The organism is Rhizobium sp. YTU87027 (assembly GCF_050644135.1).
Lineage (GTDB): Bacteria > Pseudomonadota > Alphaproteobacteria > Rhizobiales > Rhizobiaceae > Rhizobium.
Genome location: NZ_CP098441.1, coordinates 430,341 through 454,088, shown reverse-complemented (window position 1 = coordinate 454,088; position 23,748 = coordinate 430,341). Strand labels below are relative to the sequence as shown.

Sequence of the window (23,748 nt, the reverse complement as noted above, 5' to 3'; positions counted from 1 at the left end):
ACTCAGAAGCCAACGCAAGACAAACAAATTTCGTGCCATACTGGCGTGATCCATAAAACCTCAGCGCTTCAGGGTTTGCGATGGCAGATGCCCGAAACGCTTTTTGTATTCGGCAGCAAATCGCCCGAAATGCGTAAATCCCCATTTGAGGGCAATGTCGGCGACGACCGGTTTCGTACCGGCCTCGAGCAAATCGCGATGGGCGGCAACCAACCGAATTTCATGCAGATATGACATCGGGCTCGTGTTTCTGAATTGCCTAAAGCCCTGCTGCAGGGTTCGAACGCTCACCTTGGCTGCAATCGCGATATCGACGAGCGAAATCGGCTCCGCCTTATGCTCCTGCATGAAGTCGACTGCCCATTTTACATGGCGCGGGGCCGGTGCCGGAGCGGCTCGTTCGAGCTCATTTGAATATCGATTGGGACAGTTCTCCAGAAGGAGGTAGATGGCAGCGTCGCAGAGAGAGCTGAAAGCCAATGGCGAGCGTTGCAGGGGTCCACTGTCGCTCAGACCACGATGAAGGTTCTGCACAAGCTGCATCAATGCAAGCCCAGCACCGGCCGTCAGGTCGATGTGAGGATGAATGTCGAGATCGCCGCCGACCGTGCGCTCAAGCATTTGGGTCAGGTGGTTGGCAATTACCGCCTGATCAATGAACAGACCGAGATGACGGCGGGGACCAACCAGACGGGCACCTGTGTTACGGCTTGCCTCCAAGATTGCAGCGCGGCCGGGAATTGAGTGTATCTCCTCCCGCCCGTAGTCGAAGGAGGCGTTTCCTTGCAGGGGCAGAAAAACAAGCACTTTTTCAAACGGCGCCTCGCGCTTTACGAGAAATGTCCCTTCGTAAGCGCAATCTGCCAAAACGATCTGTCCCGCCGATACGAAATTGCAGCGGAATGCGGTAGGTCCACTGCATTGCGCGATAACCTTGAGTGGTGACTGCGACGTCGACAATGCTTGTGAGAGCTCGTCCGGATTTGTTCCACTATGCGTCGTTTCGCGAAATGACACGCTTTGGATTGCTTGATGCTGGCTTGGACCACCGCTGGAGCGCGTATGGGCATTTATGGACATTCGTGACCTCAAAAACACCCGAAGCTCGTGATCAGGCACGTACCTCAGATCACCTCAAAGCTGTCATCGCGTCAGAGCTGACGTCGATCAGCCTCATCGACGATCCAAAAATTGGGGTAGACCGATTAACGATTGGTAAAAAATGGTAATAAGTATGATTAAAATTAATCAAACCCGGAGCGGCAAACGAGTACAGCGGGTTATTGATGGGAATTCTTGCTTATGACGATAGTGCTCTCTTAACTGTTCCTCGCCAGAATCGTGAGCCACTTGGTTATCAAAGGGATCGCGATGGCCTTCAATGACCGTGTAGGTGACATCAAAAGCTACGCTGACCTGTCTTCGGTTCCAACGGTCCGACGGCTGCGCGACAACGCGCTCGTCGACAGACTGCGGAAGGCTGTTTCATTCGAGTACCTGACCATCGGCGGTTTGGATCTGGAAGGCTACGAATTCGGTAGCAGCCAGTCGATCGACACGGACATGCCTCCGCATTACATTGAAGCCTATTTTGCAGAAAAGATGAGTCCGCAAGACCCATTGGTTGCTGTGGGCAAGACCAAGAAGACGACCTACACCGAGGAAGAGGCTTTCGATCTGATCTCGCCGCCGCAGAGATTGGTTTATCTTTCCCGCGCCCACGGTGTTCGAAACAGAATCTTGTTTCCATTGTCCAGGAAAGACACCGTTTACGGCGCCGTTTGCTTCACAAATGCACGGCCATTCACACAAGGCGAATGCGAGTTTTTGTCTTTGATGGCCGAACCGGTGCATACTGCCATCACCAAACCTATCATGGACAGATTTGCTGCCGACCAGCTTCGCCTCACCAAGGGCGAACTTCTTTGCCTGGAAATGGCCGGCCGGGGTCTGACAAGTGAAGAGATCTCCAATGCATCCGACTACGCATTGGAAACAATCAACAGCTACCTCAAATCGGCAACGCGAAAACTTGGAGCATCCAACCGCCTGCAAGCGGTCGCCGAGGCGATCAGAAGGCGCCTGATCGACTGAGGTCCTCAAGCCGGGTTCGTAGCCGGCGACGGCGCGGCTATGCGCTGCGGAGACGACGCACACACAGTCCGGCGGCCCCAGCGCGTAACTGTTATGTGTGGCCTTCGGTTCATCCGACGGCAATAGCGGCAACCACACGCCTCCCGGCTTCCGACATGCTGTCCGTCAAGGGGACGAAGGTGGCGACGCCCCTCGCAAGCGTGGGGATGTGGCTCGTCTTGATGGGCGATTGCCTCACATCGATGCCGCCAAGCGAATCGTCCCAGCTTCCGCATCAACCAGCCAAGGCGAGAGTGAAGACCCGCCCGGTATTGATACCGACTCGGTTCGTGCACCGAACGCAGGCTCGGCTCGGCCGCTGACAGCAATCCAAATATACGGAACGCGAAGTGGCTATCCACCATGCGCAACATAAGTTGTGCGGCATTCAAGCATTTACTTCTTGTAAACCATACAACCCCGAATTGGGGGCTACCCGATAAGGTTCGGTCTGTACCTTTTAGCGCCATGAAGGCGGGTCTCGGAGCGCAATAGCGCACATCATTATTTTAGAAACCTTACTTCTCAGAGGGTATAATGTCGAACCATTCTCATGCACGTGCCGGTCATAACCACGGGTTGGCCGCGGCACCGGCGAAAAACCAGAACATCGAGCGCCGCTTGGAGTTCATGCAACTCGATGGTGAAGGCCGCGCCAGCATCCGGTCCTTGAAAACCTTGATCGAACGTGAGCTGCCGCACGGGCTCGACAAGTTCTACACCCAGCTTCGCAAGAGCCCCGAGGTGAAACGCTTCTTCTCTTCCGACGAGCACATTTCCCGGGCCAAGGGTGCGCAGATGGGCCATTGGGTGAATATTTCCGACGGCAACTTCAACGAAGACTATGTCGGAAAGGTCCGGACGATCGGCACGGTTCACGCCCGGATCGGCCTTGAGCCTCAATGGTATATTGGCGGCTATGCCATTATCCTCGATCACCTGATCCGCAGTGCGATCGAGGAAATGTTCCCAAAAGGCGGAATGTTCTCGAAGAAGTCGATGAAGCCTGCCGACTTCGGCAACGCGCTCTCAAGTCTCGTAAAGGCTGTCTTGCTCGACATGGACCTCGCCATTTCCGTCTATATTGACGAGGCAGAGATCGCAAAGCAGAAGGCGCAGGCTGAAGCTATCGATGCCGAAAGACGGCTCGTCTCGGACAGTTTCGGCAAAGCCATGGCCGCGATCGCCAGCAAAGATGTAAGCTACCGTATTGCTGACGATCTGCCGGAAGCCTACGACGCGCTGCGTAACGACTTCAATTCCGCGCTGGAGCAGCTCTCCGGCACAATCGACCGGATCAGTGACGCTGCTTCGCAAATTCATGCAGGATCGCAAGAGATCCGCTCTGCGTCCGACGATCTTTCCAAACGCACCGAGCAGCAGGCAGCGTCGATCGAAGAAACAGCAGCAGCTCTCGAGGAAATCACCACGACCGTCAAGGATTCGAGCCGGCGTGCGGAAGAAGCCGGCCAACTCGTTGCCAAGGCCCGCATGGGTGCGGAGAAATCCGGCGAAATCGTCCGGCAAGCCGTTGGCGCGATGGGCGCCATCGATACCTCGTCACGCGAGATCTCGAACATCATCGGCGTGATTGACGAAATCGCCTTCCAGACCAATCTTTTGGCTCTCAATGCCGGGGTTGAGGCCGCACGCGCGGGCGAAGCCGGCAAGGGTTTCGCCGTTGTCGCCCAGGAGGTGCGCGAACTCGCGCAGCGCTCCGCCAAGGCAGCAAAAGAAATCAAGGAGCTGATCAACAACTCGGGCGAACAGGTCAAGTCCGGCGTCTCGCTGGTTGGGGCGACCGGTGAAGCGCTGACGGTGATCGTCGAGGAAGTCAAGGAGATCGACCGGCATATCGGTGCCATCGTCGAGGCGGCCCGCGAGCAGGCAACGGCGCTCCAGGAAATCAACACAGCCGTCAACACCATGGATCAGGGGACGCAACAGAATGCGGCCATGGTCGAGCAGTCGACCGCCGCAAGTCATACGCTGGTCCAGGAGGTCAGCCGCATCGCGGCGATGCTTAGCGAATTCAATATCGGCAAAGGCTCTGCGCCGCATGCATCGCAACGCCAGGGCGCTGCGATGGCGCATTCGTCCAATTCACCCGCACGCGAACTCAGGGCCAAGATCGCCAGAGCGTACCCCGCTGATGGAAATGCCGCCGTCGCCACCGACGGTTGGGAAGCGTTCTGACGTTCCTTCCACCATCCCTTGTTTGCAGCCTGAGCACAAAGCGCTGGAGAGCCGCGCTCTCCGTCGCCTTGAGCAGAAGTGTGTTTGCGCTCGGATAGAGTTCGGGCATTTCAGATACAGGAATTTCAATGAGCAATATTGTCGCTTTTCCACTCAATCAGACTTCCGGAGTTTCAGGGCTTGGTAGCGATGGGGCCAATTCGTTGCGAAAGATGGAAGATGCCCGCAGCGAGATCCAGCTCGTCTTTACCCGACTGACCGCCATTCTGGAGGAGCTGACGAAATCCAACCTTCCCGCTCATCTGCAGCTGGAGGCTGCGACCATGCGCCAACCGGCATCATCGGGCCCGGCAGGACCGAAGCGATATCCGATAGGCGCAAAAGATATACAATAGGCGACGAAATTCGAGCATCGTGAAGCGTGCCGTCGCCAAAAGCATTGAACTTCGACGCCCGAGCCAGCAACCTCAAACGGCAAGCGTGACGACCATGAGGGTCAACAGCTTCATATAGCACCCGCCCATCGAACCATCCCTCGATGGGCGGGTCGCACTACCGGCTCAGTCCCCCTTGGGAAAACTGCCCGCCAGGACTTCTCATCCAATGTCGAAGCGCGCAGAGGCAACATGGTTGCTGCGGCATCGTCGATGTCCGTCGAGATCACATTTGTCAACAAGCCAGGTGTCGGGAAGAGATACAGAGGTTCGACCGCATTCGCTTCGCGACGAGTTGGCCAGATAGCGCAATGCCTAGCCGCATAACGCATAATTTGTCGGGGGAAGGCGCACCTTCGAGGCATATGCGGCGGATGTTAAGCATGCCTTATGGCATCGGCGCTAGCGGCTTGAATGCAGCGCGTTGCGGACATGATGTCTCCTGCCGTCTCTAAGGCATGACCTTCCAATCCCATTCGCGGAGCCCTGATGTCGTCGACCTTCGCAGCCGGGCGTATTCGTGCCCAAACGTCTTCCATCATCACTACAACAGTCTGCTTTCTTGTGATTGCCCTGTTGCTTACCGGGCTCGTGGCGCACGTCGTCACGACAATGACCCAGTCGGCAAATGAAATCGACGATGCTCGAGCGGAGCGAGCCGCGCGAGCGGCCCTCACCGCTCTTGCGACCCAACTGGATGCGACCACCAAGGACAACGCGGTCTGGGACGACGCCTATTCCGCCGTTGGCTCTCCCGCGGCTGCGGACTGGGCCTATGAGAATTGGGGAAAAACGAGCGCCGATTATCCACTCTATGACGGCGCGATCGTGATCGGACCCGACGGTCGTGCCATATCATCCTATTCGAAGGGCAATCCGTTTCAACCGCTGGAATATTTCGGGAAGGCGTTCGATCGGCAGATCAAGGCCGCCGCCCATCCTCAATCCGCACCTTTGCTCAACTTCTTCCGGACCGAAACCGGCATCGCGTTGGTGGCGACGCAGGCGATCCAACCCTTTGAAGCAACTGACGAGCTTTCGTTGCTCAGCGTGCTGAGCTTTTACAAGGAACTTACGCCGACTGTGATCGACATGCTCTCAAACGAGCACGAGCTTGAGGGGCTGCGGCTCCAGTCGACGCCCGAACCCGGCTTGCTGAACGCTCCGATCAAAGACATGGATGGCGCCACCATTGCTTATCTCGTCTGGCCAAGCAAAGCGCCAGGAAGTGCCGTGTTTCGCAAGGTCTCTCCCTACGTGGCCGCCGCCGGTGTTATCCTTGTGTTATTTCTGGGAGGGGTCTTGCTTGCCGGTGCGTCTGAGGCCCGACGTCTCCATCGTCTCGCCGAGGGGGCGCGCTTTGAAGCAAGCCATGACAGTCTGAGCGGTTTGCTTAACAGACACGGCCTCCTCAATAAATTGGAGCAATCGGACAGCGCGGGTCCGGCCGCGTCGCTCTACTTGATCGACCTCGATGGCTTCAAGGCCGTCAATGACGCCTGGGGGCATGCGGTTGGTGACGAGCTGATCCATATCGTGGCGAAGGCGCTACAAAACTGTCATCCTGAAATCCTTGCTTCGGCAAGACTTGGCGGTGATGAGTTTGCACTGCTGCAATTCGGATCTGCACCCCACCGCGAGATAGAGGAATCCATTCTCCGGCTCTTTGTCGACCCCTTCAAAATTGGCGGGCGAACGATTGAAGTCGGTGCCAGCATCGGCATAGCAGCACGGACTGGCAGCACAACGCCCCTGGAGCTGCTTCGCAGAGCCGACATGGCACTTTATCGCGCCAAGGAAAATGGCAAGGGCCAGGCGGTTGCCTATGACGTCGAGTTGGATCGCGAGCGCCAGCGTGTCGCCGAACTGGAAAGTGAATTGAGAAGTGCTATCGGCGACGGAGCGATAGAGCCTGTTTTCCAGCCTCTTGTCTCCGCCTCGACCGGCTCCATTATCGGCCTTGAGGCTCTGGCGCGCTGGCAAAATGCCGCCGGAGAGATCAGTCCGGAGGTTTTCATCCCGCTTGCCGAAAGATCGGGGCTTATCGACGCGCTCGGTGTCCACATGCTGAAGACGTCGATCCGTCACGCAAAGAACTGGCCCCAGCTCAGCCTGTCGGTCAACGTCTCGCCAATCCAGCTCTGCAATCCCGATTTTGCCGCGCAAGTGACTTCGGTCCTTCGGGAGTTCGATTTTGATCCCGGCCGTCTGACGCTGGAGATAACGGAAGGTGTGTTGATGACAAATCCCGATCAAGCACGTCGCTCCATAGACCAGCTCAGGCAGATCGGCATCAAATTCGCGCTTGATGATTTCGGCTGCGGCTATGCAAGTATCGGTGCATTGCGTCAGTTCGGATTCGATCGCATGAAAATTGATCGATCGCTTGTCGCCGGCCTTGAGGAAAATGCAAACGGCGCCGATGTGCTGCGCGCGACGATTGCTTTGGCAATCGCGCTCGATATTCCCGTGACGGCCGAGGGCATCGAAACCCGTCGTCAGGCGGAGATCTTGCGAGATTCCGGCTGCGACCAGTTTCAGGGCTATCTGGTCGGAAAACCGATGTCTGCCGGCGAGGTTCAAGACAGGCTGCGCCAGCAAGCGACCGCTGCGTGAGCTCCAAGCCATCCATCTTTATCGACTTCGAGCGATTGTACACCGGAAGGCCGCTCGGCATGGCGGACTGAATCAAGGAGCCTTGCCGAAACGCTTCTTTGCCCGTTGACCGGACATCAAGGCATCTTGCTTGGTCATCAGATCCGCTGCTGTATTCTCCTTGGACGTCGCAAGGCTGGACCAGGCGCTGTGGCTTAGTCCTAGGCAATGCAGGCCTGCTAGCAACGAATACTGCGCGATCTGGCTAGGGATGCGCAATTTGGATTCGCCGCGAAACTTTCATTAACCTGCGCATAAGCCTTCGCCCCCAGCATGCCCGCCATCTAGAACCCGGGGGCTGGTGGCATAGTGAAACTCAAACACGTCTGGAGCAAAGTTCGCTCGACCACGTGGGCAGCGCTGCTGCACAGCAGCAACGGCAACGTCGCGATCTCCTTCGCCCTGGTTCTGGTACCAATGCTGCTCGCGGTTGGCGCGAGCATTGACTACGTTCGAGCCTATAACGTCCAGGCAAAGATGCAGAGTGATCTTGATGCTGCGCTGCTCGCCGCCATCAAGGAGGTCGACACTTTGGACGAGGACAAGATCCAGAAGAAGGTGGAGACTTGGTTTGCGGCCCAAACCGACCTTGATAGCAGCAAATATTCGCTTTCTGGAAGCAACATCAAAATCAGCAAGACGAACAAGTCAATCCAGGCTGTTGCCGCGGCGAGTGTCGCCACGACCTTTATGCGCCTTGCCAACATCGATACGGTGAACGTCTCCGTGGCGTCGTCAGTGGCGGGGCCTGCGACTTCGTTCATGAATGTCTATGTCGTACTGGATAAGTCGGCCTCGATGCTGCTTGCCGCGACGACTGCTGGCCAAACCTCACTGAGAAACAGTGCTGCAAGCTGCGAATTTGCCTGCCACACCGATGAGGGGCAGAGCTTTACGTACAAGGGGACGAAGTACAGCAATGTCTACGACCTGTCCAAGGCAATGGGGATAACCCTGCGCGCCGATGTATCTGTCGCCGCAGTCAAAGAAGTCCTCACCATGATCGATAGCGCGAATAAATCGAGCAGCCATGTCAAGGTCGGCCTTTATACGATCGGTGCGACCGCCACCGAGGTTCTTGCTCCAACCTATTCGACGGCGACGGCGCTGAAATATCTTTCGACCGATTCCATGAAGCTCAATAGCGCAACGTCCGAGGACGCGACCTATTTCGATGTGGCGCTTGCCAAGATGGCCTCGCTTGTCGGGACGGCCGGCGACGGCAGCAGTGCGTCGCAGCCCTTGAAACTGGTGCTCCTGCTGACCGACGGTGTTCAGTCGACCCGCGACTGGGTGATTAACAATCCCAAGAAAAAATGGTTGTGCACGCAATGGTCAGGTTCGACCTGTATCCACTTCGATTCCAGTTACTTTCCCTATCAGCTCAAAGTCTCGCCACTCAATCCGAAGTGGTGCGACGCGATGAAGACAAGCGCTGTCACGATCGGTGTCCTCTATACTGAATATCTGTCGATTCCCAAGGACTGGGGCTACAACATGACCGTTGGCGAAACGATGAAATCCAGCGGCTTTGCCTCGATCTGGGGCGGCACGATGCGCTCGGATGTTTCAAGCAGCACGACGAGACGTGACTACATTCCCTATGCTCTCAAGGATTGTGCATCGTCGGAAGACTTGTTCCTTTCGGCATCGGATTCGAATGAAATCGAATCCGGACTATCCTCACTCTTTCAACAATACCTGACCAGTGTCCGGCTCACTCAATAGAGTTGCTCAGATGTTAATCCTACGGCGTTTCGCCGGAAACCGGCAGGGTGCTGCTGCGATTGAGTTCGCCATCCTCGCTCTTCCTTTTTTCCTCGTGATCTTCGCCATAATCGAGATTGCCGTAATGTGTTTCGTCGATGCAGGTCTCGATAGAGCCTTGCACAAAACTGCCCGACAGGTGCGTGTGGGGACTGCGACGGCCGATCGATGGGATCTCAGCAAATTCAAGGCGACCCTGTGCAGCGAACTCTCCTATTACTTTGATTGCTCAAACAGTTTGCTGGTAAGGGCAACGGTCATCACGGACATGAATTCGGTTACACGCATCTCGGGGATAGCCGATGGGACGCTATCAGTATCCGAGGACTTCGATATTGGTGGTGCCGGCGACTACGTGCTTATCCAGGCATTTCTTCCCTGGGATCCCGTCGTGCACTACTACAGTTATTCATCGAGCAAGCTGGACGATGGAAGATACGTCCTAGGTGCTGCCGAACTCTTCAAGAACGAGCCGTTTTGATGCCTCAGGCAAAACACACGCCATCGCCCCTGCTAGCGCGACTGACCCGCATTTCGCGCAAATTCCTGCGCAACGGGAGCGGCGCCTCGGCAATCGAGTTCGTTATAGTCTTTCCAATAATGATCGTCCTGCTTGCCGGTACGGTCGATCTTGGCCAGGCGCTCCTTGTTAACCGCAAGATGAACCAGATTGCCGCCACCCTTGGTGATATGATTTCTCAAAAGGCGACATGGAAGGAAGCCGACGTAAACGCCATCATTGTAGGTGCTGCAAGCATCATCGAGCCGTTCGATACGAGCGACCTCACCATCCAACTGGCCGTCGTCGACATTGACAGCAATTTGGCAGCGAGCGTGGATTGGGCGCAGGCCTACAATACGACTGCGTTGTCGAAGGGTGCCGCATCGCCGGTTGATATCCCCTCGGAGGTTGCGAGCGCCGACGTGCAGCTGATCGCCGTCAATGCCACCTATACGCTGACCACGCCGTTTTCCAGTTTGCTTGAGAGCATCACCGGGATGACCTCGTACCACTATAGCAAGAACTATATCATGCGGCCGCGTATTCAGGATTCTGTTGCACTGAAAACTTGACCCACTGCTGAACAATCGATCGCTCCTGGACACTGCCGAATTCGCCATTGACGTCAGGACGGACGACAAAGGGATCGTGCAACAAATCCGGCTGCGTTTGCAGACTTCAATGGCAACATATGGGTACGGTGGTCGTGACGATACTCGCGGAAGAAAGCGGGCCCCGGGGAGCCGTTTGATCGGGCTCGCGCCTGCACCGCAAGGCAACAGGGCATTCGAGAGTTATCACAAGATCGCGATCTATTCTGGGCCTTAGCGTGAAGGGGGTAGGCCTTAAAAAAAAGAGGGCGCGACGGTCAAGGACTCCGGCCAGATTATTTCCTTGGAAGCATCCCCATCATAGCGCCTGCAGTTGGTCCAACAGAAGGCTACCCAAAATTGCCCGTCTTTATGCGGTAAGCTGCAAAGCCCAAGAAAGCGATCAACACAATGCCGAAAATCACGATCTGACGGATAACCCGCAACCGCTTTTCTTGTGGGGACAAGGTTTTTTCTCCTGGCTGATGTAATTTACGGATTGGAGCCTGATAGACGGCGGCAGAAGAACGAGTGAACGATCTGGCCAAAGCGGTTGCAAAGAAGGCCAAGCCGGTAATGGGAGACTGGATTAGAGCCCGGCGCGTTTCGAACCCGCCCAGGTTTCTGGACCACCAGACTGCAGTTTCTGGCTGCCGGTTATCCGGAGGAACAGGGAACAGGCTTGCCACCCCGAGATGCCTCACGAGGAAAATCCGATCGTGATCGTTGCTGAGAGGACACCCCTGTCGATCTTTTCGAAATCGAAAATGTGATTGGCGGCATCGGCCGGTATGATGCCATCGTCGCTATTGCGGGTATCACGCGCCGGTCGCCCGACATAATCGGGATGCTGGTCATAGACGATGTCGTTCAGCGTATCGTCGAAATAAAGCTGACTGACCAGCAGCTCCTTGCCGTCGGCGAGGATCCGACAATGGATATGCGACGTGCGTCCCTGGTACCAACCTGGATAAGTCGTCAGGAATGTGGCCTGCCCTGTTGAATTCGTCAGCTGCCGCCCGCGAAACGCAAGGCCACTCAGCGCTTCCAAGTCACCGCTGGTACACATCTCGGCCGCCTCGCGGCCGGAATAGATGCCACGATGGTCGGTATGCCAGATTTCGACAGCTGCATTTTCGATCGGCCGGCAGTCGTCGGCATGGACGATCCTGAGCGCCATGCGCATCGGCAGGCCAACCTTGCCTTCCGACACGTCCTGACGCTCGGGAACGTCGTTGACGTGACAGGGTCCAAGTGTCTGGGCGGCGGTGACGATGCAATTCGGGTGGCTGCGAAACACAGGCGCCGGCAGTGTCGCCAGATCCACGGCCCTGGTGCCGCCACTCAGAAAATCGCTTCCCTTCCAGTCGAAGCGTTGAGCAGCAATGGCTCGCTGCCGATGTGGCCACAGAGATACGCCGGCTAGGGATGTAGCGGCGATCGCAGCTCCGCCAAGGATAATAGTTCGTCTCTTCATTCGGTCCCGTCCAATCCTGGCGGAAAATCGTGTACGGCTGGGTAGAAGAAATCCAGTTAAATCTTGTTCATGGCTGAAGGACGGTAAATGGCGTGCGTGAGCCGCCGCCATCGAAGGATACTCACGAACAAGCGAGACTGTCCTTGGCGAGGAGCGTCATCTGCTTGCTAGATCATCCTGAGGAATTTGAAGTTCATTGGCGATGCACTCCCACAGTGCTCCGATCGGCTGGGAAGACAGGTCCTTCCCCTCGGCCATAAAGAGCCCGAATTCCACGAGCGGCGCAGGCGGCATGCCATCGGCAGGCTCCAGAACCGTCATTGTCGCCCGGCGGATGTTAACATCCAAGAGAACGGCAACACCCAAGCCAGCTTCAATCGCCGACTGTATGGACGAGAGATTGGTGCTGCTTAGCGCTGTGCGCCAGGGTCTGGTGACGCTGTTCAGCGCTGCCGTCATCTTCTGGTTCCAACTGCAAGTCCCGTCAAATGTAATCAGGGGCAAAGGGATCTGTTCCTGCGCGACAAAGCCTCGCGCGGCGACCCACCTCAAGGGCAGCTGCCAGGCCAATATCGGGGCAATGCGAATCCGTGCCGGGTCGCCAACGACAATGTCCAACAAGCCCGATGACAGTTTTTCGGAAAGCGCATCGCTATCTGCGACTGTCAGATCCAAAGCGACACCAGGATAAGAGGCCGCGAAACTCTGCAGTGCCTTGGGCAGCGAACCGACGGCAATGTCTTCGATCATTCCCAGCCGGATCCGGCCCTCCACGGTTTGACCGGAAAGTGCCCGCCGTGCGCTTGCTCCGAGACCCAATATCTTGTGGGCATATGGAAGGAGAACGTGCCCGGCTTCTGTCAGATCCATTCCCCTTGGACCTCGCCTCAGCAGTTGCACGCCAACATCGTCCTCCAGACGTCGCAATTGCATGCTGACCGCAGCCTGGGTCCTTGCAAGGCGGCGTGCCGCCTTGCTGACGCTTCCGCATTCGGCGGTGACAACAAAGGCTCGCAAGAGGCTGGTTTCCAAATCACGCATATAAGATTTTCTAATACCACCATCAGAACTATCAGAGTTCCTTAATTCTATCGCCTTGCTATCTCTGCGCAAGAAGCAATGAGGAACATCAAGAGATGGCGCAGACAGCAACGACAGTTGAGAGCAACAAGCGGCCTCAGGCCGCGAAGCAGCAGAATTTTGCTCGGAAGACCTATCTCGCTGTCGTCTTTTGCGTTCTATCCATGTGTAGCGTGCAGTTTGGCGCAGCATTGTCCAGGCCGATTATGCACATCACGGGCTCTTTCGGAACGACGTGGCTCCGGCTCTCCTTTGCAACAGTGATGTTGTTTGTCTTCGTCCGTCCGCCTTTTTTACGCTTTTCACGGTCGCAATGGCTCGCCGCCCTGGCGCTGGGCGGCGCCATGGCCATGATGACACTTTGCTTTTTCGCTGCGATCGAGCGCATCCCGCTTGGGTTGGCCGTAGCGATTGATTTCTTCGGGCCGTTGACCGTTGCAACCCTGTTTGGCGGCCGCGGGTGGCGGCTCGTCTGCCCGTTGATCGCCGCAGCTGGCATTCTTTGCCTGTCGTGGGATGGGAGGGCCCTGGTCGGTGATTTGATCGGTGTGCTGTTTGCGTTTGGCGCAGCGGTCGGCTGGGGCAGCTACATTGTGCTCATGAAGCGCGTGGGCCAACAGTTCAAAGGGCTCGAGGGTCTGTCGGTGTCGCTCATATTTGCGGCGCTTGCTGCAGCCCCTTTCGGCATTCATCAGTGGCAGTCCGGATTTTCCTATGAGGCCGTCCTCGCGGCCGGCTTGCTTGCGGTCCTCGTACCGCTGCTTCCATATGCGCTCGAGTTCACGGCGCTTCGCTGGATGAAGGCATCGGCCTTCGCCATCCTGATGAGCCTGGAGCCGGCGATCGGCGCGATAGCCGGCTTCATCGTTCTCGGGCAGGCGTTGACCGGGATCCAAATGCTTGGCGTTGCGCTGGCCGTTGCTGCAAGCGCAGCCAGCACCGTGTCGAGCTAGGCCGACCGTTCTTCGACACCGGCGTTCAAGACAGTGCCCACGATCTTAACGCCCTGCTGGCTTGAAGCAGGTCGATGTGAACAATCCGCCCGCCTTTGTCATCTCGTCGTGCCACCAGATCTCTGGCGCAGTTCTCCTGGCCTTCGGCCAAGGCGTACTACCAAGTTGGGCCTGGAGCATCGCGATCGATCACCGCGTTTCCAGTATCCGCATCAATCGGCCGCGATAGCTATCCAGGATAACCGCCAACACGATAACGGCACCGATGACGATCGGCTTGATGTTGTCGTCGGCACCCAAAAGCTGCAATCCCGTCGACAGAACCTGCAGAATGCAGGCCCCGACGAGCGTGCCGATGATCGAGCCCTTTCCGCCCGCGAGACTGGTCCCGCCGATAATGACTGCGGCTATGGCATTCAGTTCGTAGCCAATGCCCGCAACCGGACTGCCGACATTGAGGCGGAGCAGATAGACCATGGCGGCAATGCCCGCGGTCAATCCAGAAATCGTGAATACGGCGATCTTGTATCTTTTGGGCTCGTGGCCCGACAAGCGGACAGCCTCCTCATTGGTGCCGATCGCAAAGACGAAGCGCCCGAAGACGGTGTAGCGCAGTACAAACCAGCCGATAAGGACGACGACGATCGCAATCAGAAAGATCGAGGGAAAAATGCCCCAGAAGATCAGGTTGCCGAAGTCAACGAAGGGCTGTGGCAGGCCGGTAATCGTGGAATTATCACTGACCACGCGCGCCAGCCCGCTTGCGACGTTCAGCATGCCGAGAGTGACGATGAACGAAGGAAGCTTCCACTTCTCGCATATCCACCCGTTAACGGCGCCGAGGACCGCGCCCGTGCCCATCGACGCAACAGATGCCAGAACGATGGCCTGCCAGGGAGAAAACTGCGGATTGATCATGATCGTTGCGCCAATGACCGTGCAAAGGGCAAGCAGCGACCCGACCGAAAGATCAATGCCGCCGGTAAGGATGACGAAGGTCATGCCCGAAGCAAGCACGGTGTTGATGGCGATCTGCACGAAGATCTTCAGGAAGTTCTCTGGTGTTGCGAAATACGGCGCCGTCGCCGAAAAAAACACCAGAATGAGAACAAGGGCGATGGCGACGCCCGCTTCCTTCATCGAGATCCGAATAAGCTTGTCCCAGAAGCTGGTCTCTTTCGCCTCGGTCTGTTTTTCAATGCTGGCGGACACGGCTGTACTCCTTGTAGGCGAGTGAAAGGATCCTGCTCTCGTCAAATTGCTCTCGAGGTACTTCGCCGGCTATCTTGCCATCGGAGAAAACGATGATGCGATGGCAAATGCCGATGAGCTCCGGCAAATCCGAAGACACGACCAAAACACCTTTTCCCTCGGCCGCAAATTTCCACAGAAGCTCGTAAATCTCGGCTTTGGCACCGACGTCGATTCCACGGGTCGGCTCGTCGAAAATCAAGACTTTAGGGCCGCGGAACAGCCATTTCGCAATAACGACCTTCTGCTGATTGCCGCCGGAAAACGTTCTGACGGCCTGATGGATGGAGGGCGTCTTTATATGCAGCTCACGCACGAGGCGCTGCGCTTGATCATCCTCCACCCTTTTGATGATCAGGCCATTGCGAGAAATCTTGCCGAGATCCGTTATGGTGGCATTTTCAGCGCAGCTCATGTCGAGCATCAGGCCCTGCATCTTGCGGTCCTCGGTTGCCAGGCACAGCCCGGCAGCAACGGCGTCCCTCGGCGAATTGATCTCGGCCGGCTCGCCATTCAAGCGAATTTCGCCGGCAGCTTTGGCGTCGGCACCGAATATGGCGCGCACCGCCTCCGTCCGACCACTGCCGACAAGTCCTGCAATGCCGACGATTTCTCCCTTTGCCACGGAAAATGACAGTTCCGGGCTATTTCGCGTCACCTTCAGCCGGGAAATGCCGAGCGCCTCCCCTGACACGGCGCTGCCGCTGCGAAAGACGCCATGATCCGAAAGCTTGCGCCCGACCATGAGTTCGACGATATCAGGAATAGCCAGTCCCGACAGCGGGCGCGTCATCACATGCTGGCCGTCGCGCAGCACCGTCACATCGTCACCGACTTCGAATATCTCCTCCAGCCGGTGAGATATGTAGAGCGTCGTAACGCCACGCCTCTTCAGCCGCTTCAAGATTTCAAAGAGGCGATCGACCTCCTTGGAGGTCAGGGTTGCTGTCGGCTCGTCAAGAACGAGAAGCCTGCTTTCGTAGCAGAGCGCCTTGGCTATCTCGACCAGCTGGAGTTGCGCGACACTGAGGCGATTGGCAGGCGCCGTCGGCGGCACGTCCAGGCCAACCTCTTCTAGCAGTTCGGCCGCCCTCTTATTCATCTGCTTATAGTTCACCAACCCGTATCGGCGCGGCAGGTGCTCAAAGAGCAGGTTTTCTGCGACCGTCAGGTTGGAAAGGGGGTGCAGTTCCTGATGGATGACACGGATGCCCGCCTTGAATGCCTCCAATGGCGAGGCAGGATCATAATGCTTGCCGTCAAACAGGATGTGACCGTCATCCGGTTTGAAGACGCCGCCCAGCAGATTGATCAGGGTCGACTTTCCGGCGCCGTTCTCGCCAAGGAGAATGTGCCCCTTGCCGCGACCGATCCGCATGGAAACATCTTTGAGCGCAACAACACCAGGGAATCGCTTGCCGATCCCTTCCAGCTTCAGGATGTCGTCATCTGATGTGTCTGACACGTCCACCTCATGTGTGGTCTATTGCAATGGGAGATGGTCAGCCTCCACGCAGCACGTATCCCCGAGGCCGAAAAAAACGACCTCACCGGCGTGATCAACACGGAAAGCGGCTGCGGTGAGCGCCGGCCATCAGCCGGCGCCTGTCTTTAGCCTTACAGTCGGCTATTTGAGGTCCTTGGCGGTGACGAGCTTGACATCCGTCTTGACCCAACCGGTGAACTTTTCACCGGCAAGTTCACGCAGACCATAGTCGATGCCCATGACCGCCATCTGCGCACCATATTGCTCGACGGTAGCCAGCATCTTGCCATTCTTGATCAGCGGCTGAACCGGCGGGATGTTGTCGAAGCCGACAACCTTGATCTTGCCGCTCTGGCCGCTTGCATCGAGAGCCTTGACGACACCGAGGGCCATGGAGTCATTGGCTGCCATGACACCCTGAATGTCCTTATATTTCGTCAGGAAGTTGGTCATGACGGTGTTGGCTTCTTCTGTCTCCCAATGAGCGGTCTTGCTGTCGAGAAGCTGAAGCTTGCCGCCACTGACGGAGTCCATAAAGCCTTCCTTGCGCTGCTTGGCGTTGTCAGCCTCGGGGTTGCCCTCCAGGATGACAACCTTCGCGCCAGGTCCCAAATCCTTGGCAAGCGCATCACCCGCAAGCTTCGCCCCTTCCCGATTGTCAGGACCGAAGAAGGCGAGATCGATACCGGCTGCCTTCTTCGCATCGGCATCGAGCGGCACGTCGATGTTGATGACCTTGACGCCGGCCTTCACAGCTTTGGCAAGCGGAGTGGCCATTGCCTTTGAATCGGCCGGCGCAACGACGATGATGTCGTATTTCTGCGTGACGAAGTTTTCGACGGCATCGACCTGTGCGGCGAAATCACGCTCGTCCTTCATGCCGACGGCCTTGAAATCGAACTTGTCCTTGTTTTCAGCCGCATATTTGTCGGCGCCGGCCTTCATCTGTTTGAAGAACTCATTGGACAGCGACTTCATGATCAAGCCGACCTTAGGCTTGCTCGCAGCAAAGGCTGGGGACACGCCACAGGACAGCGCGAGCATCAACGTACCGGCAAGCCCAAGCTTCAACGCCGCACGACGCGGCGCACTCATCAAGACGGATTCACGCTTCATAGAATTGGACATTTCTTTCCTCCCGAACGGCCCTAGGCTCAGCTCCATCTGAGTTGCCAGCGGCAATGAACCGTTTCCAACGGTCCCTGCGTAACAGCGCCACAAATGGCTGTCAAGTCGCCGCAACGAACCAGAAAGGCGGTGCGCACCGGGAAACCGCCATTCTTCGAAGCGAAATGGATGAACCGTTTCCATTGAATATCTGCAGTGGCGATGTTATGGGAGATCAGCGGTCAGAATTGAGATGTAGCCCTTTGACCAAGGCGATAGAGACGATTAGCTGAAAGCGCGGATCAGGCGCCTTTGGATGTCCCCGAAGGCGAAGATGAAGGGACGTATGTTTCTGCTATGCCAAAGGTTGGAATTCGAGACGTTGCCAGGCTCGCGGGCGTTTCTACCGGGACCGTCTCAAGGGTTTTGAATGATCATCCCTCTGTTACGGATGAATTGAGAGCACGTGTCAGAGGCATCATCGAAGAACTGGACTACCTGCCCGACCCATCCGCCAGAAGCATGCGCAGCAAGGTCAGCCGCCTCATAGGGATTGTCATTCCTGACCTGACCAATCCCTTCTTCTCGGAGCTCGTCCAGTCCGCCGAACAAGCGGCAGCAGACCATGGCTATAACATCATCGTCATGACCTCCTTTGACGATGCGTCCAAGGAGGCCGATCGTATCGGACAGCTGACAAGCAGGAAGGTGGACGGCATCATCCTCGTTCCCAGCAACGATTTCCATACGATCAAGCCGCCGAGGGGATTGCCAATCATCGTTGTGGACCGTCTCATGCCAGGATATTCTGGCATTGCCGCCGACCATCGCAACGGCGTTCGCCTGGGTGTTGAATACCTTCTGAAGCTTGGCCATCGCCGCATCGGCTTCATCTCGGGCCCGAAAGATTCTGTCCCAGCCAATGACCGCCTCAAGGGCTATCTGGGCGCAATGGAGCAGATAAAGGGCGACGGGCAAACGGATAGTCCATCCCTGATAGCCGAGGCGGGCTTTGACTATGAAAGCGGCCGCCTCGCAGGAAACTATCTTCTTGCCCGCGCACGCAACGAGCGCCCGACTGCGATCTTCGCAAGCTCGGACCAGCAGGCGATCGGCTGCATGCGCGCGGCACACGATCTCGGCATTCCGGTACCGGCAGCACTCTCGATCATGGGCTTCGACGGCATCCCCCTCTCAAATATGACGACGCCGCGCCTAACGACAGTGAAGCAACCTATTCAAAGGATTGCTGCGGTCGCTGTGGCAATTCTGCTAAACAAGCAATCCGTCCCCGATCTCGACCATCCCATCCTGCTTGCTTGCGAGATTTTAGATGGCGAAACGACCTCGGCGCCCCAACCAGACTGAACAAAATGCTGGCCGGGCCTCTAGCAAACGCTCACCGAAAGGCTCGGGTTCACAAAGGAGATTGGACCATGGCCAACACCACCTTTTAGGAACAACAGTAGCGGTGCGCCAGATTCTGACGCACCGTTACCCAATCAGCTCCAGGCATGAAGCGGTGGTTTTTCACCGTTCAGAAAATACTTGCCGAGGATGGCGTATTTCCACCGCACGGGATCGTGTAGCGTATGCGTGCGCGCATTGCGCCAATGCCGGTCGAGGTGGTGTTCGGCCAAGGTGGAACGGGTGCCGGCTAGCTCGAACAGCTTGTTGCTCGCAGCGATGGCGATTTCCGTCGATAGGATTTTTGCCTCGGCGGTGACGATCTGGGCTTCGGCCACCGTCTCCGCATTGGGCTTTTCCACAGCGCGGTCGATAGCGTGGCCGGCCTTTTCAAGAAGGGCCTGCGCCGCATGCAGGTGGAGTGTCAGGTCCCCGACGGCCTGGATTGTGTATGGATCGTCCCAAGCATGCTCGAGACCGCTGTCGACCCAGGCCCGGCTCTTGGTGCGCACGAAGGCAACAGTCTCGTCGATTGCTGCCTGGGCAATACCGGTATCGACGGCCACCTGGATGATCTGGAAGATTGCGCCGTCCGCAGTCGGCACCTCGTAACCCTTGTAGCCTGGCACCAAATGGGTCTTTGGTACCTTGACATTATTGAGGATCACCGTGCCTGAAAGCGTCGTGCGCTGGCCGAATGAGGACCAGTCGTCGATGACGGTGAGGCCAGGCGCATTGCGCTCGGCAATTGCATACCAGGCGCGACCTTCCTCATCCAGCGCAACAATCGGCACGAGATGGGCGAGCAGCGCGCCGGAGGAGTAGAACTTCTGGCCATTGACGACGACATGGTCGCCCGCGTCGGTAAACTTCGTTTCGAAATCCACCGCGCGCCTGGAGCCGAATTCGGAGAAGGCATTGCCGAAACGCGTACCACGCAGCACCTCGGCAAAAAGCGCCTTTTGCTGCGCTTCATCGGAGACGGTGCGGATCGCCGCGACGACGCCGAGATGGTTCTGCGCAATCTGACCGATGGAGGAATCCGCCGCAGAAATGATCTCAATGACCTTGGCAAGCGTCGCGTAGGAGACTTCCGGGCCACCGAACGCCTTCGGCACGTTGATCGACCAGAGGCCGCTTTGCGAGAAGGCGTCAAGTTCCTTCACCGGCCAGATGCGGTCGCGGTCGCGGATCGCCGCGCCGGGCGCGATCTCGGATGCGACCCGCCTGGCAACAGCAATCGCCTCGGCATCGCTCTTAATAATGTGCGCCGGCTCGCTCGGCCGCGGCACTGCGGGAACGCCCTCGGCGGCATTCTTTGTGTTGACGTTTGAAACGGTCACGACATGTCTCCTTTTCGGGTTGGGTTCAATGGGCAAGACGGCCGGCGGCCGCGACGGGTCTCTGGCCCAGATAGAAGGCCTTGACGTCGTCCCGTGCCTTGAGCTCGGCAGCACTGCCTGAATGCACGCTGACGCCGTTCTCCAGGATAACGGCCCTGTCGGCGTAGGTAAGCGCGACTGCCGAGTTCTGCTCGGCAACGAGGATTGAGAGCCCCTCCTCGCGATTGAGGCGCTTCAGGGTGCAAAAAATATCCTGCACGACAAGCGGCGCGAGCCCCATGGACGGCTCATCAAGCACGATGAGCCGTGGGCGTGACATCAGCGCCCGCCCGATCGCCGTCATCTGCTGCTCGCCGCCCGAGGTGAGGCCAGAAAGTATCCGGCGCCTTTCCTTAAGCCGCGGGAAATGAGCGTAGACCTTCTCAAGATCGGCCGAGATCTCGGCGCGTGAAGCAGAACGACCGAGGCCACCGGAAACAAGATTTTCTTCCACCGTGAGTGTCTTGAAGCAATGGCGGCCCTCCAGCACTTGCACCACACCGAGCCGAACGAGGCTTGCCGGTGTCAGGCGCGTCACGTCACGACCTTCGACGAGGATACGGCCCGCCAGTACCTGCCCACGCTCGGCCGGCAGGAGGTTCGAAACCGCCTTCAGCGTCGTCGTCTTGCCGGCGCCGTTGGCGCCGAGAATGGCGAGGATTTCTCCGCGCCCGAGCGAAAGGGTGACGCCGTGCAGAGCCTGTATGGAATGGTTGTAGGTCACATGGAGGCCCTTCACGGTGAGCAGCCTGCTTTCCTTGGTCATGTGCGGTCTCCTTTCGGGCGTTTTACAGCCGGGCGCAGCGGGAATGGCCTCTCAGCCCGGCTGCAAGCATCAGTTTGTTACGACACCGGCATCCTCGGCCGTGCGAAGCTTGATGCCCTTCTCCGCCGCATAAGCTTCAGACGACTTCTCAATGATCGGACGCAGCAACGCCCAATCCGGCGCGATCCAATCGGAGACAACCTTCCACTTCTTGCCGTCCCATTGCTGGAAGGTCACGTAGCCATTGCCCTCATGATTATCCCAAGTGACGTTGATGGAGTGGAAGAGGTCCTTGGCCCCGAGCGCCTCGACACGGGCCGGGTCGAGTTGCAGGTGCTCGAACCCCCAGCGCACTTCGTCGCCGGTCAAGGTGCGCTTTCCGAACTTCTCCTGGGCGATGCGCACTGCCTCGACGTTCAGGATGCCATTGACGATGCCGAGGTTATGATAGACCGAACCGATGCGGCTCTTGTCTTCGAGATTGCCCTTCCCGGCATCGTAAAGGGTCTTCACGATCTCCTTGACGACCGGATACTCGGCGCCCGAAGCCTGGGTGGTAATTGCCGTATAGCCTTTGGCCGCATCACCCGCCGGGATCACGTCCTCTTCCGAGTTCGACCAGACGTTGCCGATGATGTGGTCTACCGGGAAACCTGTCTTGGCAGCCGTCTTCAATGCCACCGGGTTCATCACCCCCCAGCCGCGCAGCACGACGTAATCCGGCTTGGCGCGGCGGATTGTCAGCCACTGCGACTGTTGCTCATTACCAGGATGAGGAACCTCGATCTGCTGCAATTCGAAGCCGTACTTCTTGGCCAGAAGTTCGTAGATCGGGATCGTCTCCTTGCCATAGGGCGAGCCATGATAGAGTACGACGATCTTCTTGCCCTTGAGCCCTTCGAGACCGCCTTCCTTCGAGGCGATGTAGTTCACGATGCCGGAAGTCTCGCTGTAAGGGTTCAGCAGCAGCGGGAAAACGTAGGGGAAAACGCGCCCGTCAGTGGAATCTGTGCGGCCGTGATTGATCGTGATCAGCGGCACCTTGTCCTGCGTGATGCGGTCGATCATGGCATAGGCGATGCCGACCGAAAGCGGGTTCCAGGCAGCGATGCCGGGATTGCTCTTCAGGCGCTCGTAGGCCTCTACGCCGCGCTCGACCTCGTACTGGGTTTCAGCCTCCGACCACGTCAGCTTGACGCCGTTGACGCCACCGTCGCGGGTGTTGATGAGGTTGAGATAGTCGATGAAGCCGCCGAAGAAGCCGGTTCCGCCGGCCGCATAGGGCCCGACGCGGTAGCTCTGCAGCGGAAAATGCTGCTCGTCTGCCTGTGCCTGGAAGGCGATGGCTGCAAGGCCGATGCCGGCGGCAAAAGCAGCTGCTCTGATCTTCGTATAAATGGTCATGTCTGGACGCACTCCGTCTGTCGGCTGGCGCTCGGCCACCCGGTCTGGTTTCGAATTTTCAATGGCTTTTGTTGTTGGAAGCCCATTTTGATTTTCATGGCTGGGCTTCGGAGGATCTCACGGCTGCCTGACGGCAGATTGAACGTGCAACCTCAAGCGATCCCACAACGACACGAGTCCGTCGGGCTCGAGGATCAGGAACAGGATGATGAAGGCGCCGATGACGATGCGCTGCGTCATGTCGAGGACGCCGGAATCGAAGAGGTCGCCGAGCAGGAAGGCGCCGAGCCGGGAAAGAACGAGCGGGAAAATGACGATCAGTGCCGCGCCGAAGAAGGCACCGCGGATCGACGCGAGGCCGCCGATGATGATGATGAAGAGGATCTGGAACGAGCGATCGAGGTTGAAGCCGGCCGGTTCCACGGTGCGCAGATAGGCGAAGGCCCAGAGCACACCGGCAACCCCGATAATGAAGGACGAGATCGCGAAGGCGAGCAACTTCGTTTTGAGCACCGGCACCCCGATAATGCGTGCAGCCGTCTCGTTGTCACGCACGGCGATGAAATTTCGGCCGGTCTGCGACGACACAAGACGGTAGGCGAGAAAGGTGATGACTGCCACGACCGTCAGCGCGAAGAGATAGCGACCGACCGGCCCCACAAAGGCAATGCCTGCGAGTGACAGCGGCGGCGCATCAATCACGCCCGAAGCGGAATTGTTGGAGAACCAGCTGAATTTCGTCAGCGCCCACTGGACGAAGAACTGCGCGGCGAGCGTGGAGACGGCGAGATAGAAGCCGCGCAGGCGAAGGCTCGGAAGGCCGAAGACGACACCGATGACGGCAGCTGATAGGCCGGCGAGCACTGTCGAGACGATGAGCGCCAGCCCATCGATCCGAAGATTGAAATTGTATGCGGCAAACGCACCCACGGCCATGAAGGCGGCCGAACCCAACGAAACCTGGCCCGCATAGCCGGTGAGAAGGTTCAAACCCACCCCGGCAAGACTGAGCGCGAGAAACGGCAGCAGGATTGCCTCAAAGAGATAGCTTGTACCCAAAAACGGCACGAGGAGATAGGCGACGGCAAGCACTACGACTGTCGCGACATGACGCAGCGGGGGAAGGGGCGAAGGACGTTTGGTCGTAATGGCGGACAT

At 57.6% G+C, this 23,748-nt stretch carries 21 protein-coding genes; 10 read left to right on the top strand and 11 right to left on the bottom strand.

The window, feature by feature from the left end:
• Positions 1-60: 60 nt before the first annotated feature.
• Entirely contained in the window at positions 61-960 is a 900-nt protein-coding gene (locus NBG89_RS20890) for an AraC family transcriptional regulator (protein WP_431324593.1), read from the bottom strand.
• On the opposite strand from NBG89_RS20890, the gene NBG89_RS20885 reads away from it, so the two are divergent.
• From NBG89_RS20885 to NBG89_RS20850, 8 genes are all read left to right on the top strand, one after another.
• Positions 939-1,229: a hypothetical protein gene (locus NBG89_RS20885; protein WP_431324609.1), complete on the top strand. Its 291-nt coding sequence runs from the start codon at positions 939-941 to the stop codon at positions 1,227-1,229. The two genes, NBG89_RS20890 and NBG89_RS20885, sit on opposite strands and share 22 nt — an antisense overlap.
• A gap of 283 nt (positions 1,230-1,512) precedes the next feature.
• Entirely contained in the window at positions 1,513-2,094 is a 582-nt protein-coding gene (locus NBG89_RS20880; RefSeq protein ID WP_431324035.1) for a helix-turn-helix transcriptional regulator, read from the top strand.
• A gap of 576 nt (positions 2,095-2,670) precedes the next feature.
• On the top strand, positions 2,671-4,329 hold the full coding sequence (locus NBG89_RS20875; protein ID WP_431324034.1) for a methyl-accepting chemotaxis protein: 1,659 nt from the start codon (positions 2,671-2,673) through the stop codon (positions 4,327-4,329).
• A 128-nt stretch (positions 4,330-4,457) separates the two neighbouring features.
• Complete coding sequence (locus tag NBG89_RS20870) at positions 4,458-4,724, top strand: hypothetical protein (RefSeq protein ID WP_431324033.1); 267 nt, start codon at positions 4,458-4,460, stop codon at positions 4,722-4,724.
• 528 nt (positions 4,725-5,252) lie between these two features.
• Positions 5,253-7,379 carry a bifunctional diguanylate cyclase/phosphodiesterase gene (locus NBG89_RS20865; RefSeq protein ID WP_431324032.1) on the top strand — a complete coding sequence of 709 codons (2,127 nt, stop codon included), beginning with the start codon at positions 5,253-5,255 and terminating at the stop codon, positions 7,377-7,379.
• 348 nt (positions 7,380-7,727) lie between these two features.
• Positions 7,728-9,146, top strand: coding sequence for a pilus assembly protein TadG-related protein (locus NBG89_RS20860; RefSeq protein ID WP_431324031.1), 1,419 nt, complete (start codon positions 7,728-7,730; stop codon positions 9,144-9,146).
• Between the two features lie 10 nt (positions 9,147-9,156).
• Positions 9,157-9,666 carry a TadE/TadG family type IV pilus assembly protein gene (locus NBG89_RS20855; protein WP_431324030.1) on the top strand — a complete coding sequence of 170 codons (510 nt, stop codon included), beginning with the start codon at positions 9,157-9,159 and terminating at the stop codon, positions 9,664-9,666.
• Complete coding sequence (locus NBG89_RS20850) at positions 9,666-10,259, top strand: TadE/TadG family type IV pilus assembly protein (protein ID WP_431324029.1); 594 nt, start codon at positions 9,666-9,668, stop codon at positions 10,257-10,259. Before NBG89_RS20855 ends, NBG89_RS20850 begins: the two co-directional genes overlap by 1 nt.
• A 368-nt stretch (positions 10,260-10,627) precedes the next feature.
• Here NBG89_RS20850 and NBG89_RS20845 read toward each other — a convergent pair whose 3' ends face one another.
• The 3 genes from NBG89_RS20845 to NBG89_RS20835 all read right to left on the bottom strand — a co-directional run bounded on the left by NBG89_RS20845 (position 10,628) and on the right by NBG89_RS20835 (position 13,026).
• Positions 10,628-10,966 carry a hypothetical protein gene (locus tag NBG89_RS20845; RefSeq protein ID WP_431324028.1) on the bottom strand — a complete coding sequence of 113 codons (339 nt, stop codon included), beginning with the start codon at positions 10,964-10,966 and terminating at the stop codon, positions 10,628-10,630.
• 11 nt (positions 10,967-10,977) lie between these two features.
• Positions 10,978-11,754, bottom strand: coding sequence for a protocatechuate 3,4-dioxygenase (locus tag NBG89_RS20840; protein WP_431324027.1), 777 nt, complete (start codon positions 11,752-11,754; stop codon positions 10,978-10,980).
• A gap of 156 nt (positions 11,755-11,910) precedes the next feature.
• The gene (locus NBG89_RS20835; protein ID WP_431324026.1) at positions 11,911-13,026 is read right to left on the bottom strand and encodes a LysR family transcriptional regulator; all 1,116 of its coding nucleotides are present in this window, start codon (positions 13,024-13,026) and stop codon (positions 11,911-11,913) included.
• Positions 13,027-13,178: 152 nt separating this feature from the next.
• On the opposite strand from NBG89_RS20835, the gene NBG89_RS20830 reads away from it, so the two are divergent.
• A complete protein-coding gene (locus NBG89_RS20830) occupies positions 13,179-13,787 on the top strand; it encodes an EamA family transporter (RefSeq protein ID WP_431324025.1) in 609 nt (202 codons plus the stop codon).
• A 189-nt stretch (positions 13,788-13,976) separates the two neighbouring features.
• Here the strand turns inward: NBG89_RS20830 and NBG89_RS20825 are convergent, their stop codons facing one another.
• The 3 genes from NBG89_RS20825 to NBG89_RS20815 all read right to left on the bottom strand — a co-directional run bounded on the left by NBG89_RS20825 (position 13,977) and on the right by NBG89_RS20815 (position 17,652).
• The gene (locus NBG89_RS20825; protein ID WP_431324024.1) at positions 13,977-14,999 is read right to left on the bottom strand and encodes an ABC transporter permease; all 1,023 of its coding nucleotides are present in this window, start codon (positions 14,997-14,999) and stop codon (positions 13,977-13,979) included.
• Positions 14,983-16,503 carry a sugar ABC transporter ATP-binding protein gene (locus NBG89_RS20820; RefSeq protein WP_431324023.1) on the bottom strand — a complete coding sequence of 507 codons (1,521 nt, stop codon included), beginning with the start codon at positions 16,501-16,503 and terminating at the stop codon, positions 14,983-14,985. Before NBG89_RS20820 ends, NBG89_RS20825 begins: the two co-directional genes overlap by 17 nt.
• Positions 16,504-16,665: 162 nt before the next feature.
• On the bottom strand, positions 16,666-17,652 hold the full coding sequence (locus tag NBG89_RS20815) for a sugar ABC transporter substrate-binding protein (RefSeq protein ID WP_431324022.1): 987 nt from the start codon (positions 17,650-17,652) through the stop codon (positions 16,666-16,668).
• 336 nt (positions 17,653-17,988) lie between these two features.
• Between NBG89_RS20815 and NBG89_RS20810 the strand changes: the two genes are divergently transcribed.
• Positions 17,989-18,999 carry a LacI family DNA-binding transcriptional regulator gene (locus NBG89_RS20810; protein WP_431324021.1) on the top strand — a complete coding sequence of 337 codons (1,011 nt, stop codon included), beginning with the start codon at positions 17,989-17,991 and terminating at the stop codon, positions 18,997-18,999.
• Between the two features lie 134 nt (positions 19,000-19,133).
• Here the strand turns inward: NBG89_RS20810 and NBG89_RS20805 are convergent, their stop codons facing one another.
• From NBG89_RS20805 to NBG89_RS20790, 4 genes are all read right to left on the bottom strand, one after another.
• Entirely contained in the window at positions 19,134-20,381 is a 1,248-nt protein-coding gene (locus NBG89_RS20805; protein ID WP_431324020.1) for an SfnB family sulfur acquisition oxidoreductase, read from the bottom strand.
• 25 nt (positions 20,382-20,406) lie between these two features.
• The gene (locus tag NBG89_RS20800; protein ID WP_431324019.1) at positions 20,407-21,186 is read right to left on the bottom strand and encodes an ABC transporter ATP-binding protein; all 780 of its coding nucleotides are present in this window, start codon (positions 21,184-21,186) and stop codon (positions 20,407-20,409) included.
• A gap of 69 nt (positions 21,187-21,255) precedes the next feature.
• Positions 21,256-22,590: an ABC transporter substrate-binding protein gene (locus NBG89_RS20795; protein ID WP_431324018.1), complete on the bottom strand. Its 1,335-nt coding sequence runs from the start codon at positions 22,588-22,590 to the stop codon at positions 21,256-21,258.
• A 117-nt stretch (positions 22,591-22,707) separates the two neighbouring features.
• The gene (locus NBG89_RS20790) at positions 22,708-23,748 is read right to left on the bottom strand and encodes a branched-chain amino acid ABC transporter permease (RefSeq protein WP_431324017.1); all 1,041 of its coding nucleotides are present in this window, start codon (positions 23,746-23,748) and stop codon (positions 22,708-22,710) included.